This is a genomic window from Nocardioides sp. CPCC 206348 (assembly GCF_048654705.1).
GTDB lineage: Bacteria > Actinomycetota > Actinomycetes > Propionibacteriales > Nocardioidaceae > Nocardioides.
This window is the reverse complement of record NZ_JBMCZA010000198.1, coordinates 41,851-59,815: the sequence shown is the minus strand read 5'-3', so window position 1 is coordinate 59,815 and position 17,965 is coordinate 41,851. Positions and strand designations below refer to the sequence as shown.

The 17,965-nt window shown below is 70.9% G+C and carries 13 protein-coding genes; 12 read left to right on the top strand and 1 reads right to left on the bottom strand.

Features of this window, described 5'->3' with window-relative positions; all coding sequences use genetic code 11:
* Positions 1–149: 149 nt before the first annotated feature.
* From ACOADB_RS18705 to ACOADB_RS18650, 12 genes are all read left to right on the top strand, one after another.
* Complete coding sequence (locus tag ACOADB_RS18705) at positions 150–1,046, top strand: hypothetical protein (protein ID WP_378601813.1); 897 nt, start codon at positions 150–152, stop codon at positions 1,044–1,046.
* Positions 1,046–1,828: a hypothetical protein gene (locus ACOADB_RS18700; protein WP_378601810.1), complete on the top strand. Its 783-nt coding sequence runs from the start codon at positions 1,046–1,048 to the stop codon at positions 1,826–1,828. The genes ACOADB_RS18705 and ACOADB_RS18700 overlap by 1 nt, the downstream gene beginning before the upstream one ends.
* Positions 1,825–3,792 (top strand): type IV secretion system protein, encoded by a 1,968-nt coding sequence (locus ACOADB_RS18695; protein WP_378601806.1) that lies wholly within the window; start codon positions 1,825–1,827, stop codon positions 3,790–3,792. Before ACOADB_RS18700 ends, ACOADB_RS18695 begins: the two co-directional genes overlap by 4 nt.
* Positions 3,793–3,866: 74 nt before the next feature.
* Positions 3,867–5,372: an SCO6880 family protein gene (locus ACOADB_RS18690; RefSeq protein WP_378601803.1), complete on the top strand. Its 1,506-nt coding sequence runs from the start codon at positions 3,867–3,869 to the stop codon at positions 5,370–5,372.
* Positions 5,372–6,919: an ATP-binding protein gene (locus ACOADB_RS18685; protein ID WP_378601800.1), complete on the top strand. Its 1,548-nt coding sequence runs from the start codon at positions 5,372–5,374 to the stop codon at positions 6,917–6,919. The genes ACOADB_RS18690 and ACOADB_RS18685 overlap by 1 nt, the downstream gene beginning before the upstream one ends.
* A 27-nt stretch (positions 6,920–6,946) precedes the next feature.
* Positions 6,947–10,099, top strand: coding sequence for a peptidoglycan DD-metalloendopeptidase family protein (locus tag ACOADB_RS18680; protein ID WP_378601797.1), 3,153 nt, complete (start codon positions 6,947–6,949; stop codon positions 10,097–10,099).
* A gap of 76 nt (positions 10,100–10,175) precedes the next feature.
* Positions 10,176–10,778 carry a hypothetical protein gene (locus ACOADB_RS18675; protein WP_378601794.1) on the top strand — a complete coding sequence of 201 codons (603 nt, stop codon included), beginning with the start codon at positions 10,176–10,178 and terminating at the stop codon, positions 10,776–10,778.
* A complete protein-coding gene (locus ACOADB_RS18670) occupies positions 10,775–11,056 on the top strand; it encodes a hypothetical protein (RefSeq protein WP_378601792.1) in 282 nt (93 codons plus the stop codon). Before ACOADB_RS18675 ends, ACOADB_RS18670 begins: the two co-directional genes overlap by 4 nt.
* A complete protein-coding gene (locus ACOADB_RS18665; protein ID WP_378601789.1) occupies positions 11,053–12,531 on the top strand; it encodes a type IV secretory system conjugative DNA transfer family protein in 1,479 nt (492 codons plus the stop codon). Before ACOADB_RS18670 ends, ACOADB_RS18665 begins: the two co-directional genes overlap by 4 nt.
* Positions 12,528–13,229, top strand: a complete 702-nt coding sequence (locus tag ACOADB_RS18660) for a hypothetical protein (protein ID WP_378601786.1) — start codon at positions 12,528–12,530, stop codon at positions 13,227–13,229. Before ACOADB_RS18665 ends, ACOADB_RS18660 begins: the two co-directional genes overlap by 4 nt.
* 5 nt (positions 13,230–13,234) lie before the next feature.
* On the top strand, positions 13,235–13,582 hold the full coding sequence (locus ACOADB_RS18655; protein WP_378601783.1) for a hypothetical protein: 348 nt from the start codon (positions 13,235–13,237) through the stop codon (positions 13,580–13,582).
* Positions 13,583–13,724: 142 nt separating this feature from the next.
* Entirely contained in the window at positions 13,725–14,528 is an 804-nt protein-coding gene (locus ACOADB_RS18650; RefSeq protein ID WP_378601780.1) for a M48 family metalloprotease, read from the top strand.
* 463 nt (positions 14,529–14,991) lie between these two features.
* Here ACOADB_RS18650 and ACOADB_RS18645 read toward each other — a convergent pair.
* Positions 14,992–17,965, bottom strand: a 2,974-nt coding sequence (locus ACOADB_RS18645; RefSeq protein ID WP_378601777.1) for a toprim domain-containing protein, incomplete at its 5' end; no start/stop codon positions are given.

Below are 17,965 nucleotides of genomic sequence, written 5' to 3'. Positions count from 1 at the left end.
ATCGGCGCGATCATCGCCGGCCGCGTGTTCTCCCTGCCGCACGCCTCCAAGGTCGGCGTGATCTCGGTGGTGGTCGTGTTCGCCTGCGCGATCGCCTACCTGGTCCTGCCCGGCATGCTCAACGGGATCCTCGGCAAGGGCTGCATCTGATGCGGCGCGCAGCCACGAAGAAGGCCGCCCAGGAATCAGGGGGCGCCACGGAGTGGGGCCGACGCCGCCTGCTCGGAATCCTGGCCGCAGTCGTCGTCGTGGCTGCACTCCTGCTCAGCGGCCTCGGCTACGCGGTCTACCTGGCCTTCGCCGGTATCGGCGAGGACTCCAACGCGATTGCCGGCGTGGCCACCGGCGAGACCGACCACTCGACGGTGGCCCAGGGTGCCGCGCACCGCGACGAGATCGCCGCCGAGCGGATGCTGGCCGTGCAGGAGAGCGCTGCCTTCCCGCCAGTAGCACCAGGGACCATCAACTCGGAGGCGCCCGTCATCAAGATCCCTGCAGGCACTGGCGTAATCGGACCCGCGTACGTGATGACCGGGTTCCCGCACACCCCCGAGGGCGCGATCGGGCAGCTCGCCCAGATCGACCTCGCGGTGCTGCAGTCGATGAGCCTGACCACGGCCGCAGAGGTCTACAACGCCTGGGCATTGCCCGGCGGGGTGCGCGCCGAGGAGTGGTGGATTACCGCCAGCGTCCGGGCGTTCCTCTCCAGCGCCGGGATGGGTGAGGTCAAGGACCCCAGTTCCTCGGTCTCCCTCCAGCCGGCCGCCGCGCTCGTGAAGGGAACCGACGGACCCGGCTGGGCAGTCGTGTGCGTGCTGATGAAGGTGACCGCCTCCTACAAGCAGGAGGGCCAGATCGCCTTCGCCCACTGCGAGCGCATGCAGTGGGTCGGTGGCCGTTGGATGGTCGCCCCCGGCGCCCCGCCCGCACCCGCCCCCGCGACCTGGCCCGACACGCAGCTTGCCCACGAGGCCGGCTGGCGCACCTGGTCGACCGACGACACCACTGACCCTGACCACCCCGGCGACAGCGAAGGGGACCGCTGATGAAGAACCTGACGACCGGCCCAGCCTTGAGTGGCGACCCGCGGGCCACCCTGGTGCGCATCGGCATCCTGGTGGCGATCGCCGCCATGGTGGCCACCGTCGTCTGGATCGGTGCCCGCACCCGAGCCGACGACTCCCGCGGCCCCGACCCCGCGGGCGGGGACAACTTGACCCAAACGGTCCAAACCGCGCCGGTCGAGCAGGTCGCACCAGACACCGCCCCGGCCGACGGCGTCGTGATCCCGACCGGCGACGACCAGGTCGACGGCTACCCGACCGGATTCCCGGCCACCGACCTGGGCGCCGTGGCGCTGCAGGTCGAGCTGGCCAAGGCTCAGCTCGGGTTCGACTACGACCAGGCCGTCACCGTCGCCCGCCTCTACGCCAACCCCGAGGACAAGGCCGTCTTCGAGGAGCGCTCCCGTGCCGCGGTCGCGCTGCGCCGCCAGCAGGCCGGCGTCGCGAAGGAGGGCGACGTGCCCGCCCCCGCGTCGTACGCCGTCACCCCGGTCGCCTACACCCTCGAGGAGCTCGACACCGGCTACTACGCGGTGAACCTGCTCAGCTATGTCACCCTCACCACCGCCGACGGTCAGGTCAAGGACAGTCTCTACGCCGGAACTCAGCTGATGCGGTGGTTCGAGGGTGACTGGCGACTGGTTCAGGGCAGCGAGGAGGACATCGAGCACCTGGTCTCCGAGGGCCAGCCGCAGGCGGTGGCGCCCGGCACCCCCGAGTTCGACAAGGCCGGCTGGATCCGGATCAACGGAGCTCCCCAGTGAGCACCGTCATCAACACCGTCGTCACCGCTGCGCGCCGGACGAGCCGACTCGGCACCGCCGCCCTGGCGCTCCTGGTATTCACCACGCTCCTCGGAGCTGCCACGACCCTCCAGCCTCCCGCCGCAGAGGCCAGCGAGCCGGCCGTCCGCGTGGCGCACCTCGCCCCGGTCGCCAGCGCCGGCACCGGCACGCTACCGACCCGCAACGTCAAGATGGGCTGCCCGGGGCCCGACGCCCTGTGCGATCTCGGCGGTGACGCGCTCGACTGCGCCAAGGACCCGATCGACTGTGGGAAAGACGTCGCTGGCGATGTGAGCGACGGTGCTAGCGACCTGCTCTCCGACGGCTGCGGGATCCTTGACGCGATCTGCGGCAACATCGGCGGGCTGCCCGGGCTTCCGGGGGTCCCTGGGCTGCCCGGGATCCCCGGTCTGCCGAACGTCGGTGACCTCTTCGGTGGCGGCATCCCTGGTCTGGGCGACATCCCCAACCCGTTCGAGGCGATCGGCGACGTCATCGCCAAGGCCGCGGCGGACGCCTGGACCGCGGCCATGCTCGCGATCTGGAACTCCGGCCTGTTCGTGCTGCGCATCGTGCTCACGTTCAGTGAGCTGTTCTTGACTCCGGACCTGAGTGCTGACGGCCCGGGCAAGGACGTCTACGCCTTCACCCTGTGGCTGGCGCTGGCCCTGGTGGTCATCTTGGCGATGGTCCAGCTCGGCGCCGCGGCCTTCAAGCGCGAGGGTAAGAGCCTCGCCCGGGCCTTCATCGGGTCCGGTCAGTTCGTCTTGGTGTGCGCCTGCTGGTTCGGGTATTGCGTCATGATCATCGCGGCCTGCGGGGCGCTGACCAAGGCGCTGATGAAGTCGCTGCTCAAGGTGCAGACTTGGCCCGACTGGGACCCGCTCGGCGGCCTCGGTATCGACGACATCACCGACGCCGGCGTGGCCACCGCGCTGGCTTTCCTCGGGATCTTCTTGTGGCTGGCCGCCATCGGGCACGTCCTGGTCTACCTGGCACGCGCGGCGTCCCTGCTGGTGATCACCGCCACGGGGCCGCTCGCGGCCGCCGGCCTGGTCTCGGACTTCACTCGTTCCTGGTTTTGGAAGTCGCTGCGCTGGTTCCACGCCGCGGCGTTCACCCCGGTGCTGATGGTGATGGTGCTGGGCATCGGTGTGCAGTTCGCCAACGGAGTCGCCGCCCACCTGGCCGAGGACACCGCCAAGGCGTTCGGCACCGCGCTGCCGGCCGTGATGACGATCCTGATCAGCGTCGTCGCCCCGCTGTCCCTGTTCAAGCTCCTGGCCTTCGTCGACCCCGGCACCCCCAGCGGCGCGTCGTTCCGCCAGGGCATGGCCATCCAGGGCGGCTTCCAGGGTCTGCTCGGCGGCGGCGGTGGCGCCGGCGGTGGCTCGTCGGCTGCGTCGAGCACCGACGCCAACGGTCGCTCCTCGGGCGAGCAGAGCGCCGAGGCATCGACTGGCGACCGGTTCAGCAAGTCGACCCAGGGCGCCCTGGGCAGCTTCGGCCCGGTCGGCCAGGCGCTGTCGACCGGCATGGGCTGGATCAACTCCGCCGGCGCGAAGGCGACCTCGCTGATGTCGGACGAGACCAACCAGGCCGGTGTCGGCCAGAGCACCTACGGCCCCGACTTCAGCGGCCTGGGTGGACGGCAGTCCGGTGGCCAGTCGGGCGGCCAGGGCGGGACCCACCCCGGGTCGCAGAACAGCGGGGACGACGACTTGTCGATGCCGACCCCGCCCTCGCCTCCTGTGCCGCCCACCCCGCCGACGCTGCCCACTGGCGGCGGACCCGGTGGTGGCTCGGGTGGCGGTTCTGGCGGCCAGGGCGGCGGGGGAGCGGGCGCCGCTCCCAAGACCCCGGCCGCTGGAGGCGGGGGAGCAGCAGGAGGTGCTGGCGGCGCCGGCGCGGCGGCTGGCGGCATCCCACCGGTGGCGGTGTAACCGATGCGCCGACCGCCCCACCTCGAGCACCGATCAGCACGCACCGACCTCACTGACCAGAAGGGAAGCCGACGATGACCACCTACGCCGACTACCAGCGCGACCGCATCGGCTGGTTCTTCGGCCTCTCCGGAGGCCAGCTGATGTTCCTGGCGCTGGCCAGCCTGCCGGCGTTCTGGGCGATCAGCCGCGGAGCGTGGTTCTCCGCGTTTCTGTTCGCCCTGGTCTGGTTGTTCCTGCTGGCCATCACCGTGATCCCGGTGCGCGGCCGCTCGGCCACCGGCTGGGTGTTCGCCTCGACGATGTACGCCGTCGGGGGCCTTTTCGGCTGGACCTCGTTCCGCGCCAAGGCCACCCAGGGCCGCGCCGAGGACCTCGACACCCCGGACCTGCCCGGCGTCCTCCAGGGCGTGCAGATCCACGACGGCCCGCCGCACGGATCGCAGCTGCAGCGCGTAGCGATCATCGAGGACCACGCCTTGAAGACCTGGGCGGTTACGGCCTCGATCGTGCACCCCGGCATCGGCATGAAGGACACCGAGGAGCGCGCCTGCTACGGCGAGGCGCTGGCCGGGCTGCTCGACGTCGCCGGCCGCACCGAGAAGGTCGACGAGATTCTCTTCATGGTGCGCACCGTCCCCGAGGACGGCGCCGAGCGTGACCTGTGGGTCAACCGCCACCGCCGCTCCAACGCACCGGAGCTGTCGGAGGTCGTCAATAGCGACCTGGCCCACGGCCTCACCCAGGCATCGGTGCGCACCGAGCAGTTCGTGACGATCGTGATCCCGGAGACCCGGATCGCGCGGTCGGCCAAGGAGTCCGGGGGTGGCTTCGAGGGCCGCTGCCGCGAGCTCTACCTGCTCATGGGCGAGATCGAGGCCCAGCTGCGCGGCCCGATGGGGATGACTCAGGTCCGCTGGCTCACCAGCCCCGAGCTCGCGTTGGCCTGCCGGACCGGATTCGCCCCTGGTGACCGGGCCGGCATCGTCGAGGCGCTGTCGCTGCGGGAGAAGGACCCGAGCGTCAACGCCGACGTCCCGTGGGCGATGGCCGGCCCCTCGGGTGCCGACGCCACGGTGCGGCACTACAGCCATGACGCCTGGAACTCGGTCAGCGCCACCATCAAGCTGCCGACCCGCGGCGTCGCCATGGGTGCTCTCGCCCCGATGCTCACCCCCAGCGAGTTCGGCGAGCGGAGGTCGTTCGTCGTCGCGTACCCGATCGTGTCCCAGTCCAAGGCCGACCGTCAGTCCGGCAACGCTGAGTGGGCCGCCGACCTGACCGAGGGGATGAACGAGAAGCTCGGCCGCAAGACCCGAGCCAAGCAGCGCGACGAGGCGCACAAGGCCCGCGGCCTGGACGCCAAGCTGGCCCGCGGCAACTCGCTGACCCGGCCCTACGGCGTGTGCACGGTCACCGTCCCAAAGTCGATGCGGATCACCGAGTTCGGGCGGCGCCTGGATGCCTCGGTCCGCCGCGCCGGGTTCGCACCGCTGCGCCTCGATCTCGCCCAGGACGTCGGGTTCGCCGCGTCCACCATCCCCCTCGGCACGAGCCTGACCCGAAGCGGAGACGCCTGATGACCACCAACCCCCGGCGGAACCGCCGCGGCGCCGATCGAGGCCGGGACATGGCGGCTTTGCTCTCCGACTTCGGGCACGACCTGCCCACGATCCCCACGCTCGCCCCGCAGGCCAAGGAGCCCCGACTCTTCCGCTACGCGCCGCGCCGCGGTGCCACCCGCCGCGGCCGAGGATGGGCAGCCGCCACCGCCCCGGCGATGGCCTGGCGGATGACCAGCGACCAGGCCCCAGTGTTCTGGCCCTTCGTGTCGGCTCCCGCCCTGCCCCCAACGGGCGCCCAGATGGGCGTCGACCAGCTCTCCGGCGGCAGCTTCTACTGCGACCCGTTCGGGTGGGTGCTGCGCGACGACGTGCCGGCAACCAACCCGAACATCTTCCAGTTCGCCAAGCCGGGAAGTGGCAAGTCCGGCACCACCAAGGCGTTCTGCACCCGGATGATGCCGTTCGGCTACCGCACCCTGGTCACTGGCGACGTCAAGGACGAGTACGAGTCGTTGTGCCGTGCGCTCGGTGTCGAGCCGTTCGTCATCGCCCCCGGCTTCACTGCCCGGGTCAACCCGCTGTCCATGGGGCCGCTCGGCGACGGGTGGGAGAAGCTCTCGGCCGAGGAGGCGCAGCGCCGCGCCACGATCATCTTCAAGCGGTGGCTGGTCCTGGTCCGCGGCCTGGTCGGCAGCATGAAGATCGACGACGAGCGCCGGGTGCCTTTCGGCCCCGACGAGTCCGACGTCGTGCGCAACGCGCTGGCGATCCTCACCGGCTACGCCGCCGGCAACAGCGTCCTGGCCGAGACCACCATCCCGCGGCTGTGGGACCTGCTGCGCAACCCCACCGAGGAGCTCGTCGGGGCCTGCGAGTACGCGAACAGCCGCGTGTTCCTCGACGAGACCCGGCTGCTGCGCAACGCGCTCGGCGAGCTAGTCACCGGCACCCTCGCCGGCCTGTTCGACGACTTCACCAACATCGAGGTCGACTGGCGGGCCCCGATCCAGTCGTTCAGCCTCTCCCGGCTCGACGGCCTCGGCGATGAGGCCGTGGGCATCGCGCTGCTGTGCATGAACTCCTGGGGGCGCGGTCTGCGGGAGATCGCCGAGCCTGGCGACCTGCGCATCGTGGTGCGTGACGAGGTCTGGAAGCAGATGCGCCTCGGAACCGCCGCGGTGGCGAGCTTCGACGCCGACCTGCGGCTCTCACGCGGCATGGCCGGCAAGGGCGGCGACATCCAGTTCTGCAACCTCCACAAGCCCTCCGACCTGCTCTCGGTCGGCGACGCCGACTCCCAGGCCGCGATGATCGCCAAGGACCTCCTCGAGCTGGCCGACATCAAGATCCTCGGCGCCCAGAAGCCCCGGGTCGCCCGCGAGCTCGACTCCATACTCGGGCTCGGCCCGATCGCCCAGGACCTCGTCTCCGGGTGGGCCATGCAGGACAAGGGCCGCGCCCTGTGGTGCATCGGCGACGCCACCTACAAGGTCCAGACCGTGCTCCACCCGCTGGAGAAGAAGCTCTACTACACCAACGGGGCCATCGAGTCCGCCGCCTGAGCGCCGCGACCTCGGGACTGACCTGCCATGAAGAAGCTGCTCCTCGCCGAACTGCCCGTCCTGATCATCTTCATGGGGCTGCCGTTCCTGGTGACCCTGATGGTGGTGATGACCACCACAGCGGCCGCCGAGTGCCGCACCCAGAGCAGCCAAGGCACCGCGCCCACCGAGCTCGGTGACCTCGGAGCCATCGACGGCCCCGTGGGCGGCCCGGTCAACGGCAAGATCACCTTCGCCCAGGCCAACATCCCGCGCCGCTCCGGCCTCGACGGATTCCGGGCCTCCATGCCCAAGGTCCTGTCCCAGAACCCCGAGTTCGTCACCCTCAACGAGGCCAGCGGCTGGAGCCTGGAGCAGATCGAAGCCGCCGCCCCGGGCTACTCAGCCTTCCGGGTGGCCGCCCCGGCCGGCACCAGCACCGGCGCCGAGCAGGCCATGGGCAACGTCGTGCTCTGGAAGAGCTCGACCTGGACGAAGGTCAACGGCGGCCGGGTCCAGCTCGTCGACGACGACAAGACCTTCTACGACGGCCGCCCGGTCACCTGGGATCGCTTCGCGACCTGGGTGATGCTGCGTCGCGCCGACGGCTCCGTGGTCTCGGTGGTCTCCACCCACCACATGACCAACCCGCACCGTTGGCCGAAGCAGCACGGCAACCCGCCACTGACCCGGCCTCAGCAGTACGGCGCCGGAATGGACATCCTGCTGCAGCTGCGCAACTCGCTCGCCGCCCACGGTCCGGTGCTGATCGGCGGCGACATGAACACCCAGGCCTCCTACACCGACATCCCCTGGACGGCGGCCGCGAAGATGAAGGCCGCCGGCTACGGATGGCACAACCACGGCGTCGACTTCATCTTCTTCCCGCACCACCAGGGCGCCCGCCTCGAGCAGGGCTGGGACGGCACGATGGTGTCGGATCACCACTGGCTCTCGGCTCGCATCGCGATGAACGGCGCTGGCCCGGAGAGCGCGCCCGAGACCACCACCACGACCGACGGGATCGTGCCCGCGGCGACCACCGCCCGGACGTCCGCCGAGCCGCCGGCCGGCGACGTGCTCGCCCAGCTGATGCGGCTGCGGTTCGCGTCCAACTACCCGACCATGACCGCCGAGCAGGCCCGCAACGCGATCACCATCGCCCAGGTCGCCCGCGACCTCGAGATTCCCCGCTACGGGCTGCAGATCGCGATCGCCGCCGCGATCCAGGAGTCCAAGCTGGTCAACCTCACCGGAGGTGACCGCGACTCCGGCGGCCTGTTCCAGCAGCGCCCCTCGGCCGGCTGGGGAAGCCGGGCCGAGATCACCAACCCCGTCCTCGCGGCCCGCGCGTTCTTCGGCCAGGCCCAGCACACCGGCAACCCCGGCCTCCTCGACATCCCCGGCTGGCAGAACATGCCGCTCACCCAGGCCGCGCAGGCCGTCCAGCGCTCGGGCTACCCCGACGCCTACGCCCAGTGGGAGGACGTCGCCGGCGACATCACCGATCTGCTCGGCGGCGACCTGCCGGACCTGCCCGACTCTGACTCCGAGGGCTCCACCACGAACGTGGCCAACTGCCAGGGCGAGACCTTCAACCCGATCACGGTCGGCACCCTCAACCTGCTCGGCGCCGGCCACACCGACAAGCCGGGAGAGCGGCCCGGGTACGACACCTGGGACAAGCGACTGCCCGGCGCCATGCGCACGATCGAGAACGCCGACATCTCGATCGCCGGCCTCCAGGAGGTGCACGGCCCGCAGGCCAAGGCCCTGGAGACCCAGTACGCGGCCAAATGGGGGATCTACCCGGCCAGCGGCAAGGCACAGAACCGGGTGATCTGGGACCGCAACGAGTGGGAACAGACCGACGGGCGCCTCGTCGACATCCCCTACTTCGGCGGCAAGGACGTCGGCATGCCCCTGGTGCAGCTGACCTCGACGACCACCGGACAGGTGATCTGGGTCTGGAGCATCCACAACCCAGCCAACACTCAAGGAAACGCCGCCGGGCACCGCCAAGAGGCGCTGCGCCGCCAGCTGGCCACGATGACCGAACTCGCCGGCGCCGGCACCCCTGCGGTGATCCTGGGCGACTTCAACGACGGCAAGGACGGCAACAACTCCTCGCACTGCGCACTGACCCCTGAGCTGAGCAACGCCTTCGGCGGCTCTGCCGAGCCCTGCAAGAAGCCCAAGCAGGACGCGCCGATCGACCACGTCTACGGCGCGAACCTCACCTGGGCCAGCGCCGAGGTCCACAACAGCACCCAAGCCAGCAAGATCACTGACCACCCGCTGGTGACCGCCACCACCGCCGGCAGCAGCGCCGGGTGCGCAGTTGACTCCGGCACCGCGGAGGCCAAGTACAACCTCGGCCCGGTCAAGCCGCGGCTGACCCAGCTGGTCAACATCCTCGGCCCCATGTTCGACATCAAGACCGTCGGCGGCTACCGCGAGAGCGCCACCGACCCCAACGGCCACCCGGCCGGGCTAGCGGCCGACTTCATGGTGCCACTCACCGCGGCGGGCCGCGCGCAGGGCGACCGTCTCACCGCCTACGCCAAGGCCAATGCCCAGAAGCTCGGCATCGACTACATCATCTGGTACCAGCGGATCTGGTCGGTCGCCCGCGCAGGCGAGGGCTGGCGGCCGATGGAGGACCGGGGGAGCGCTACCGAGAACCACCTCGACCATGTTCACATCAACGTCAAGCCCGGCGCCTCCGTCCAGCCGGTCGGCCTCGAGGGCGCCTCCTGCGACGAGGTCGTCTATCCGGTGCCCGCGCAGTACGTCGGGACCGACAACCACAACTGGCACGAGACCGGCGCGTACTGGTCCAAGTGGCACACCGGCACCGACTTCTCCGCACCCTGCGGAACCACCGTCTACGCCGCCCACGCCGGCACCATCGAGATCGACACCACCCAGCGTTGGGCTGGGCCGCAGCTGGTCAAGGTCACCACCGGCGCCGGGTCCCTGACCACGTGGTACGCCCACATGGCGACCGTCAGCGTCAGCCGCGGCCAGACCGTCGCAGCCGGCGAGCCGATCGGCCAGGTCGGCAAGGAGGGCAACGTCTCCGGCTGCCACCTCCACTTCGAGGTCCACCTCAAGAACGGCTCCATCTACGGCCCCGACAACGTCGATCCCTCGACCTGGCTCGCAGAGAACGCATCACGCCCGAGTCACGCCGTGTGATCGCACCGGAGCCCTGACAGCACATAGGTGACCAGCGAGGCCCAACGACCCACGACCGCCTGGAGGTGGCCATACGATGCAGCGTGAGCGACGACGAGACCCCTACCCGTGGACCTGGGAGATCCCAGTCGCGGTAGCCCTGGCGACCCTGTTCGTCATCGTCATCGGCATCCAACTCGGACGATCAGTCGCGAACCTGGTCGCCGGCGCCGGATGGACATGGCCCGACGCCAACGCCGGCGCGTTCCCCTCACCCATCGGCACCGCCTTCTGGACCAGCCTTCCCGCCGTCCTCGGCGGACACGCCGACGCCGGGCTGCCCAGCCCCACTCCCGACGGTCTGGCCGGTCGCGGCCTGGTCTGGGTCAGCCTCGCCCTGACTGAGGTCGCGCTGCTCACCGCGACCGTCTGGCTCGGCGCGTGGGCCTACCAGCGCTGGGGCCCGGGCCGCATGCGCGGCATGGCGACCGCAGCCGAGGCCGAGAAGCTGCTTGGCGTCACCCGGCTCCGCAAGGTCGCCGGCATCGTCCGCCCGGACCTCTACGGCAAGCACGCCGCCGCGACACCAGCACCGGTCCAGCGCACCGCCGGCGACCTCACCGAACAACCCGGCCCGCATCTGGGCCACGGCCTCAGCCCGTGGCTCCTGCACGGCCGGCGAACGAAGGAAGACCGATGAGCAACGAGACCCCACTGCACGGCAACCCGACACTTCGCACTCGCGGCCGCCGCCTGGGCGGCAGCAGCTGTCGCCGCCGCGGACACCGGCCGGTCCTCGTCGAGCGCCACTACGTGGCTGCCGGCCAGGTGGAACTCCTCTGCGAGGCCCGCGACCTGCTGTCCGACGCCTCTTTCCTGCTCCTCGGTCGCCGGGCAGAAGAACGCCGCGGCAGTGCGGTGATCTGCCGTCGATGCCTCGCCCCGTGCGGGGACACCGTTCCCGAGGTGGCGCGATGAAGCTGAGGTTCGACCCCTGGGACGTGGGCTGGCGCATCGGTGATGCCCACGAGCCGCGAGGCGGCGAGCTGTGGGTGCCGTGGGACCGCACCGCCGGCGTAATCGGCCCGCAGGGATCCGGAAAGACCCTCGACCTGCTCACCCCTGCGCTGCTCGGCGCGCCGGGTGCCGCCCTGGTGACACTGACGAAGGTCGAGGACCTCCTGCTCAGCCTCACCGAGCGCTCCCGCGACGACCGGCCCTGCGTGGTGCTGGACCCCTTCGGCCTGGCCGAGGGCGTCATCGACGAGCTGATCTGGGACCCGATCGCCGGCTGCGTGGACCCGAAGGTCGCCGAGCGGCGCGCCAAGGCTTTCACCGCCGGCACCGTCAAGGGCGCGATCAACGGCGGCACCGGCGACGATGCTGCGCGGTTCTACGCCGCCGAGTCCGCGAAGGTGCTGCAGGGCTACTTCCACGCCGCGGCGCTGACCGGTAGGACGCTCGAGGACGTGCTGCAGTGGGTCGCCAACCCCGCGGCAGCCACCCAGCCGATGGAGATCCTGCGGCGGCACCCGCACGCCGAGCCGTTTTGGCACGGCCTCCTGCACGGGGCGCTGAACGGTGACGACCGCACCGCCGGAAACACCGTCACCACGGTCCAGCAGTCGGTCTCGCTGTTCTTCCAGGCCGACATCCGACGACGCTGCATTCCCAGCCCCGGACGGCCAGCCACCGACCTGGCCGACGTCATCCGGCGCCGCGGCACCATCTACCTGCTCGGCCGCGAAGACCCCTACGCCTCGGCGAGCCCGCTGATGACCGCCGTCGCCGAGCACGTCTTGGACACCGGCCTGCTGCTGGCCAACAGCTCCTCGTGGGGAGGCCGCCTGTGCCCGCCCCTGGTCTCGGTGCTCGATGAGCTGCCCTCGACCGCACCGCTGCCCACGCTGCGCACCCGGATGGCCAACGAACGCGCCCAGGGGCTGTCGTTCATCTGGGCCGCCCAGACTCGGCCCCAGCTGACCAGCATCTTCGGCGAGCACGAGGCACGAGCACTGCTCGGCCTCACCAACGCCCTGGTGATGTTCGGCGGCTCCAAGGACGTCGCCTTCAACCAGGAGATCTCCGACCTCCTCGGAACCGTCCGCATCGGCCGGGTCACCCATTCCTCAGGCGGGTTCAACGGCGGCGGCCGGAGCTTCTCCGGCGACGACATCCCGATCATGCGGCCCGAGGAAGTCCGGCAACTGCCCGAACGCCAAGCTCTGGTCGTCGCCGAGAACGGCAAGCCGATCATCGCCAAGTTGCACCGCTGCGTCGAAGGCAAGGCCGGCGAACGACTGCTGGCCGACCAGCGGGCGCTGCGCGAGCGCCTCACCAACGACCGGCGCACGGTCATCACCCCCGAGGCCCGAGCCACCGCCGCGCTCGTCGAGGCACGCCGTCTCGGCTTCGTCGATGACGAGACCGACCACGCAAGGAGTGAACTTTGACCACCGAGCAACAGACCGGCCGGGCTGCACCCACGCTGATGGTCTTCCCGTTCCCCGTCGCCGGGGACCACGTCCGGCTCGCCTACCGCGAGCTCCACATCGCCATCAACGGCACCGAGGAGGAGAAGAAGGCCCTCGGCCACCACGCTCTGCTGTCGCGGCCCTGGGAGCCGGCGACTTGCCTGGACCCCGAGCTGCGTCACGACCTGTGGGAGTGGCTCGAGGACGTCGTGATCTGGCTCAACCGCGAGTACACCTGGGACGTCTCCGGGCTCATCCCCAGCTGCTGGCCTCTGCACCCGCACCTGGTCCACGAGATCGCCGTCCTGGCCGACCAGCGCCGGCGGGCCGGCCTGGCGATGACCAGCGACGCGCTCGAGGAGTGGCACCGCTACTCCCTGCCGGCGTTCACGGACCGGATGCGCAACAGGCTGCGCACCCACTGCGACGACGAGCACAAGAGCTGGCCGGCCAAGCCGCGCCACAGTGAGCACCTGGCCGACACCAGCCGCCAGCGCCGCGAGAACACGTTCGCCCACGACATCGACGCTCTGCCCGTCAACCGGCGGGCACACGAACAACCCCCGGCCGGTCCACCGCGGCTCGGCCTCGTCGACCTCGACACCGGCGAAATCCACGACGACGAGCGGGGCGGCGCTCAGCCGCGCACCCGCACCGAGAAGGGACCCCGCGAATGATGCAGGTGAACGAACGCTCCGAGGCCATCGGCCGAGCCCAGCGCGCCCTCAAGGCTCTCGGCGAGCACCCGCGCTCAAGCAAAAAGGAGCTCGGCCACGCCCGCGAACACGTCAACGCCTGCTACTCCCACGGCTCGGGTGAGTACGTGTGGAACGCCGTTGCACAGGTCGAGGCGATGGCCGAACGCCGCTACGGCGTATCGAGCACAGAGGAGCAGCGTCAGCTGGTCGAGGCGACCGAGGACCTCGAGAAGCCTGCGACAGCCGCCCGCGGCCGAGCGGCGGAGGACCGCGCAGTCCCGCCGCCGGGGTCGACCCCAGACGTGGAGCTCGCGCCCACTGCATCGCGATGAAGTGGGCACGACGGGCTCAAGACGGCGTTAGAACGCCGCTGAGAGAACGGAAACCCCTGCCAGCGGGTAGTCACACACCGCTTCGTTGTGGGAGAGCCAATCTGAGCGTTCTCGCCGCTTCGACCTCCCAGGCGTAGAACTGATGCCGGATCAGCTGACCTCAGCGCTCCTCATCGTGGTGGCTATCGCCTACCTCGGCGGAGCCGTTCTGTTGGTCGTGGCGCTTGCAAAGGTCCTGCTCGCCTGGTCGGTCAGCTGGCGCGCCAGCGGGCAAACAAGCCCGGTCGACGTCGTGCTGCAGCAGCGGGCCGCCGCGGCGATGGCCGCCGTCGCCGCAGTCGCGAACGTCCCGCCTCCGGCAACCGACGTCGTTGCGATCCTGGGCGCCCCGGTCGCCGGGGAAGCCGATGGGACCGTGGGCGATGGTGGTCTCGCGGTGACCCGCTTCCGGGCTGGTCGTCCCCCCACCGTGGTGTTCGCGCGGGCCGCGCTCACCGGCCTCAGCGCCGGCGCAGTGCAGAGCCTGGCCGCCCACGAGCTCGGCCACGTCATCCGCCGCGAACGCAGTTCGGCCGCGGCGCGGTACTCGTGGCTGGTCGGTTACTTACTCCTCGTGTTGGCATGCGCTGGTCTCACTGCAGCTGCTCTTGCGGCCTCGCCCCAGCTGGCCGGCCCCTCGTTGCTGGCCACGATGAGTGCGGCCGTGTCGTTTCTCGGTCTCCGCTTCACATTCGACCGACGCGAGGAGGCCGCCGCCGATCTCTTCGCCATCGACCTGACTCGCGACCTGGACGCGGCCGCCGAGCTGATGCGGTTCTACGAGAATAGCCTGGCGCGGCCGACGCCCGACGGCGGCCCCGCATGGTCGCGGCTGGAGCGGCGGTGGTTCGCAACCCACCCCGAGCCGCAGGCGCGGCTCGCAGCCATGCGCCGTCGCCTTGGGTGACGTCTCGAACGCGGCGGCGAACACCTCTGGTAGCAGCCGGGCCGACCGTTGGCCCGTTCAGCGGCTGGCAGCCGACGTAGTCCATCCGGTCGGCCGCGGCCTGGGTAGACCCTGGCTTCTTCGCTGCGTGAGGATGACGATCGTGATTCCAACCGATCTGGGACCAGTTTGGCGGCAGCACAATTGCTCACGTAAGCACAGGACCTATCTGACGATGGCGAAGTGCATCTGGAACGACGCTCCGTGGGTCTCCGGCGAAGGAGCTATCGCGTTGGTGGCGTGCAGACCTTCTGGGCCTGTCAGGTACCGGCACGGAGCCGTGTCCCTGCACCAGACGGCTGATAGTGCGTTGGAGGCCAAGACGTTGATCGACGAGACCGGCTGCGGAGGCCGCTGTCACCGCGACCACAGGATCGTGCAGCTGGTCATACCGTGACGCCAGCCTGCGGGCTTCCGGAGCGGCTCAGCGGCGTGGGGTACCGCGGCGGGGCGGCCGCGGACTGTTCACGTCCTGCCGATCTCGTGCCACGCCCGGCGACTGGGTCGGCGCCGGGGTGCCTTCGCCGGTGTCGATCGGGATCTCGAGGCGGGACACGATCCGGTAGCGCAGGTCACGCGCAGGGCTGTCGCCCATGGGCTTCTCAGCGACCAGGCCGCGCGTGGCGGCGCCGACGTCGTGACCCTGCTCGTGGGCCTGCTGCAGCATCGCGGCGGTGGCCGGCCAGTCGCCCTGCTCGAGCAGCCGTGGGTCGAGCTCGCGAGCCAAGGTGGCCCACCGCTCGGCCGGGGTCTTCTCGGCCGCGGCCGAGAGCCGTGCGCGAACCTCGCTGCTCTTGTGGAGCTCGGCCAGTGCCGCCTTCCGCGGGTCGGCATCCCAGGTCTTGATCGCGTCGCGCAGGTCGCGTCGTGCCTGCAACTGGGAGAGCTGCAGCCGGGCCCGGACCTGGTTGACGCCCGGCTCCCAGGCGCGGCTGGGACGTGCCGAGATGACCCGCATGGCGGCCAGATGTGCCTGCTCCGGGGCGAGGTTGTCCAGCCGCTCGGTGAGCAATTGGTCACCGAGCGGGCGGAAGGCGGGCTGGCCGCTGGCCACCGCGGCAGTGAGCGCGGCGGGCCCACGCTGGGCGAGCAGGTCGGCGGGGTCGAGGCCGTCGGGGAACCGCGCGAAGCCGGGGTCGAGGCCGTGCGGGGTGAGCATCCAGAAGTCCCGCTCGGCCGCGACCTGGCCAGCGAGGTCGGCGTCGGTGGCCACGATCGGGTCGCGGCCGACGGCAGCCAGCTGGGCGGCCTGCTCATCGGTCAGCGACGTGCCGAGGGGCGCCACGCCGAGGTAGAGGCCGGCACTGGCCAGCGTGACCGCTATGGCGTCCGTCGGGCCCTCGACGATCACCGGGACCGCACCCTCGGCGAGCAGTTCGTCGACGACACCGAATAGCTGGGCGCCCTTGTGGAACAGCGGGGTGTCGGCTGTGTTGAGGTACTTCGGGCCGCCCTTGTCGGCGTCGGTGAGGTCGGGCCGGCGGCGGCCGACGAAGCCGAGCACTTCGCCCTGGTGGATCACCGGGAACATCACCCGGTCGCGGAACCGGTCGATGAGGCGACCGGTGCTGGCCTCGGTCGCGACGCCGGTGGCCACCATCTCGGTGTCGCTGACACCGCGGCCGCGCAGGTGGCCGACCAGGTTGGTCCACCCGGCCGGCGCCTGCCCGGGGCGGAACCGCTCGTCGCCGGCGAGGTCGGTGCCGAACCGTCCGGTGAGGTAGTCGCGGCCCCACGAGTCGGTGAACCGGGCCTCGAAGAAGGCCTGTGCCATGTCGTTGATCTCGAGCATGCGTTCACGCGAGACGGGGGAGGAGTGCCACTCGTCGGCCCGCTGGTACATGAGCCGGAGGTCGGCGTCAGTGGGCTCCAGGCGGGTGCCGCCGAGGTCGCGGATGTAGGCGGCCAGGGTGAGGTCGGGTTCGACGAACTGGTCTTCATCGACGTCGACCAGGGCGCCGGCGTCGACCAGGTGCTCGTCGTACGGGCCGGGGTCTTCGGCGAGCGGCCAGTCGCCCCAGTCGGGGTCGGTGACGTGGTCGACGAGCGTGGCCGGGTCCGGCTCGACGCCGTCCCACAGGTCTGCGGGCGGCTCGTCGAAGTCGTAGGCGTGCGCGTGCTCGTCCGGGGCCGTCTCCAGCGCGATCGAGGTCCGCCAGACCAGCGCCTGGCACTCGTCGACGCGCTCCCAGCCGTCGCTCGGCATCGCCCGCCCTGCGCCCAGCAGGGCCTCGACCTGCCAGCCGCGCTGCACGCCGTGGTCGACGTTCGCCACCAGCGCGGGCCACCAGGTGCTGGCCTGGATGCTCGCGGCGCGCTCGGGGCCGAACAGGTCGGCGAGCCGAGGAGTCCACTCGGTGGTGACGCCCTCGCCGTGGGAACCGTCGCCGATCTGGGCGGCGACGGCCGGGGTGAGTTGACGGGCCATGCGCCACCACACGGCCGCCGCGGCGTGCTCGTCGGGCAGCGGTCCGGCGGGGTGGTCGGGTGCGGTGGTGGTGCGCAGCAGCTGGTGGGCGGTGACGCCGGCGCGGGACATCGCGGCCAGGCGCTCGGCGAGCAGCGGGGTGAACTCGTCGTTGCGGACCTGCGGGGCGAGCGAGTAGAGCAGCTGGCGCCATTCCTTTAGGGCCGGCGTGTGGTCGCCGCTGACCGCGCGGTTGAGGCGTCGCTGCCAGGTCGCGGGGGCCTTCTGCAGCTGCGGTGCACCGGTCGGTCGCCGGTCGTCGACCGGGACCTGCATGGCGGCTCGCCAGACTTCGATGTCGGCGACCGTGGCGGCCTCGGGCCGCAGACCGTTCTGGGCCCACACCGGCAGTGCGCCGTCGTCGGTCGCGCGGGCGTGGACGTGCTCGGCGAGCTGCTCGACCAGGTGAGCGCGCTGGGAGAGGTAGGGACCCCAGTGCGGGTCCTCGGCCAGGCGGGCCGGGACCGCGGGCATCCACGGCAGGGGCCCTGCGCCGGCGTTGCGCAGGCCGGAGGCGTCGAGGCGCCAGTCGAGGACCGCGGCGCGGTCGTGCGCGGTCTCCAGCTCCCGGCCTGTAGCGGCGGCATGAAGTGCGTCGACCGGGTTCTCGTCGGCCGCGCCGAGCAGCAGCAGGTGGGCACGCAAGGTTGGCCAGGCGGCCTCGTCAGAGAGCCCGGGGACGAGCGTTTCGACGGCGTTGTCCAGGGCGTCGACCACGTTGACCGGGGTGCCGTCGGCGGCGGTGATCGTGTGATGGCGAAGGAGGTCCTCGGCGGCGACGTAGAGGCTGTCGAGGTAGCGTTGTGCGGCCTCGCCGAGCCGGGTGGCCGGATCGGCCTGCTCGCGCAGCAGGCTGGTCGCCGACCGCTGCGTGTTGTCGCGCGCCAGCATCGACTCGAGGATGTCGGTCGGCGTGAGCGGCCGGACCAGC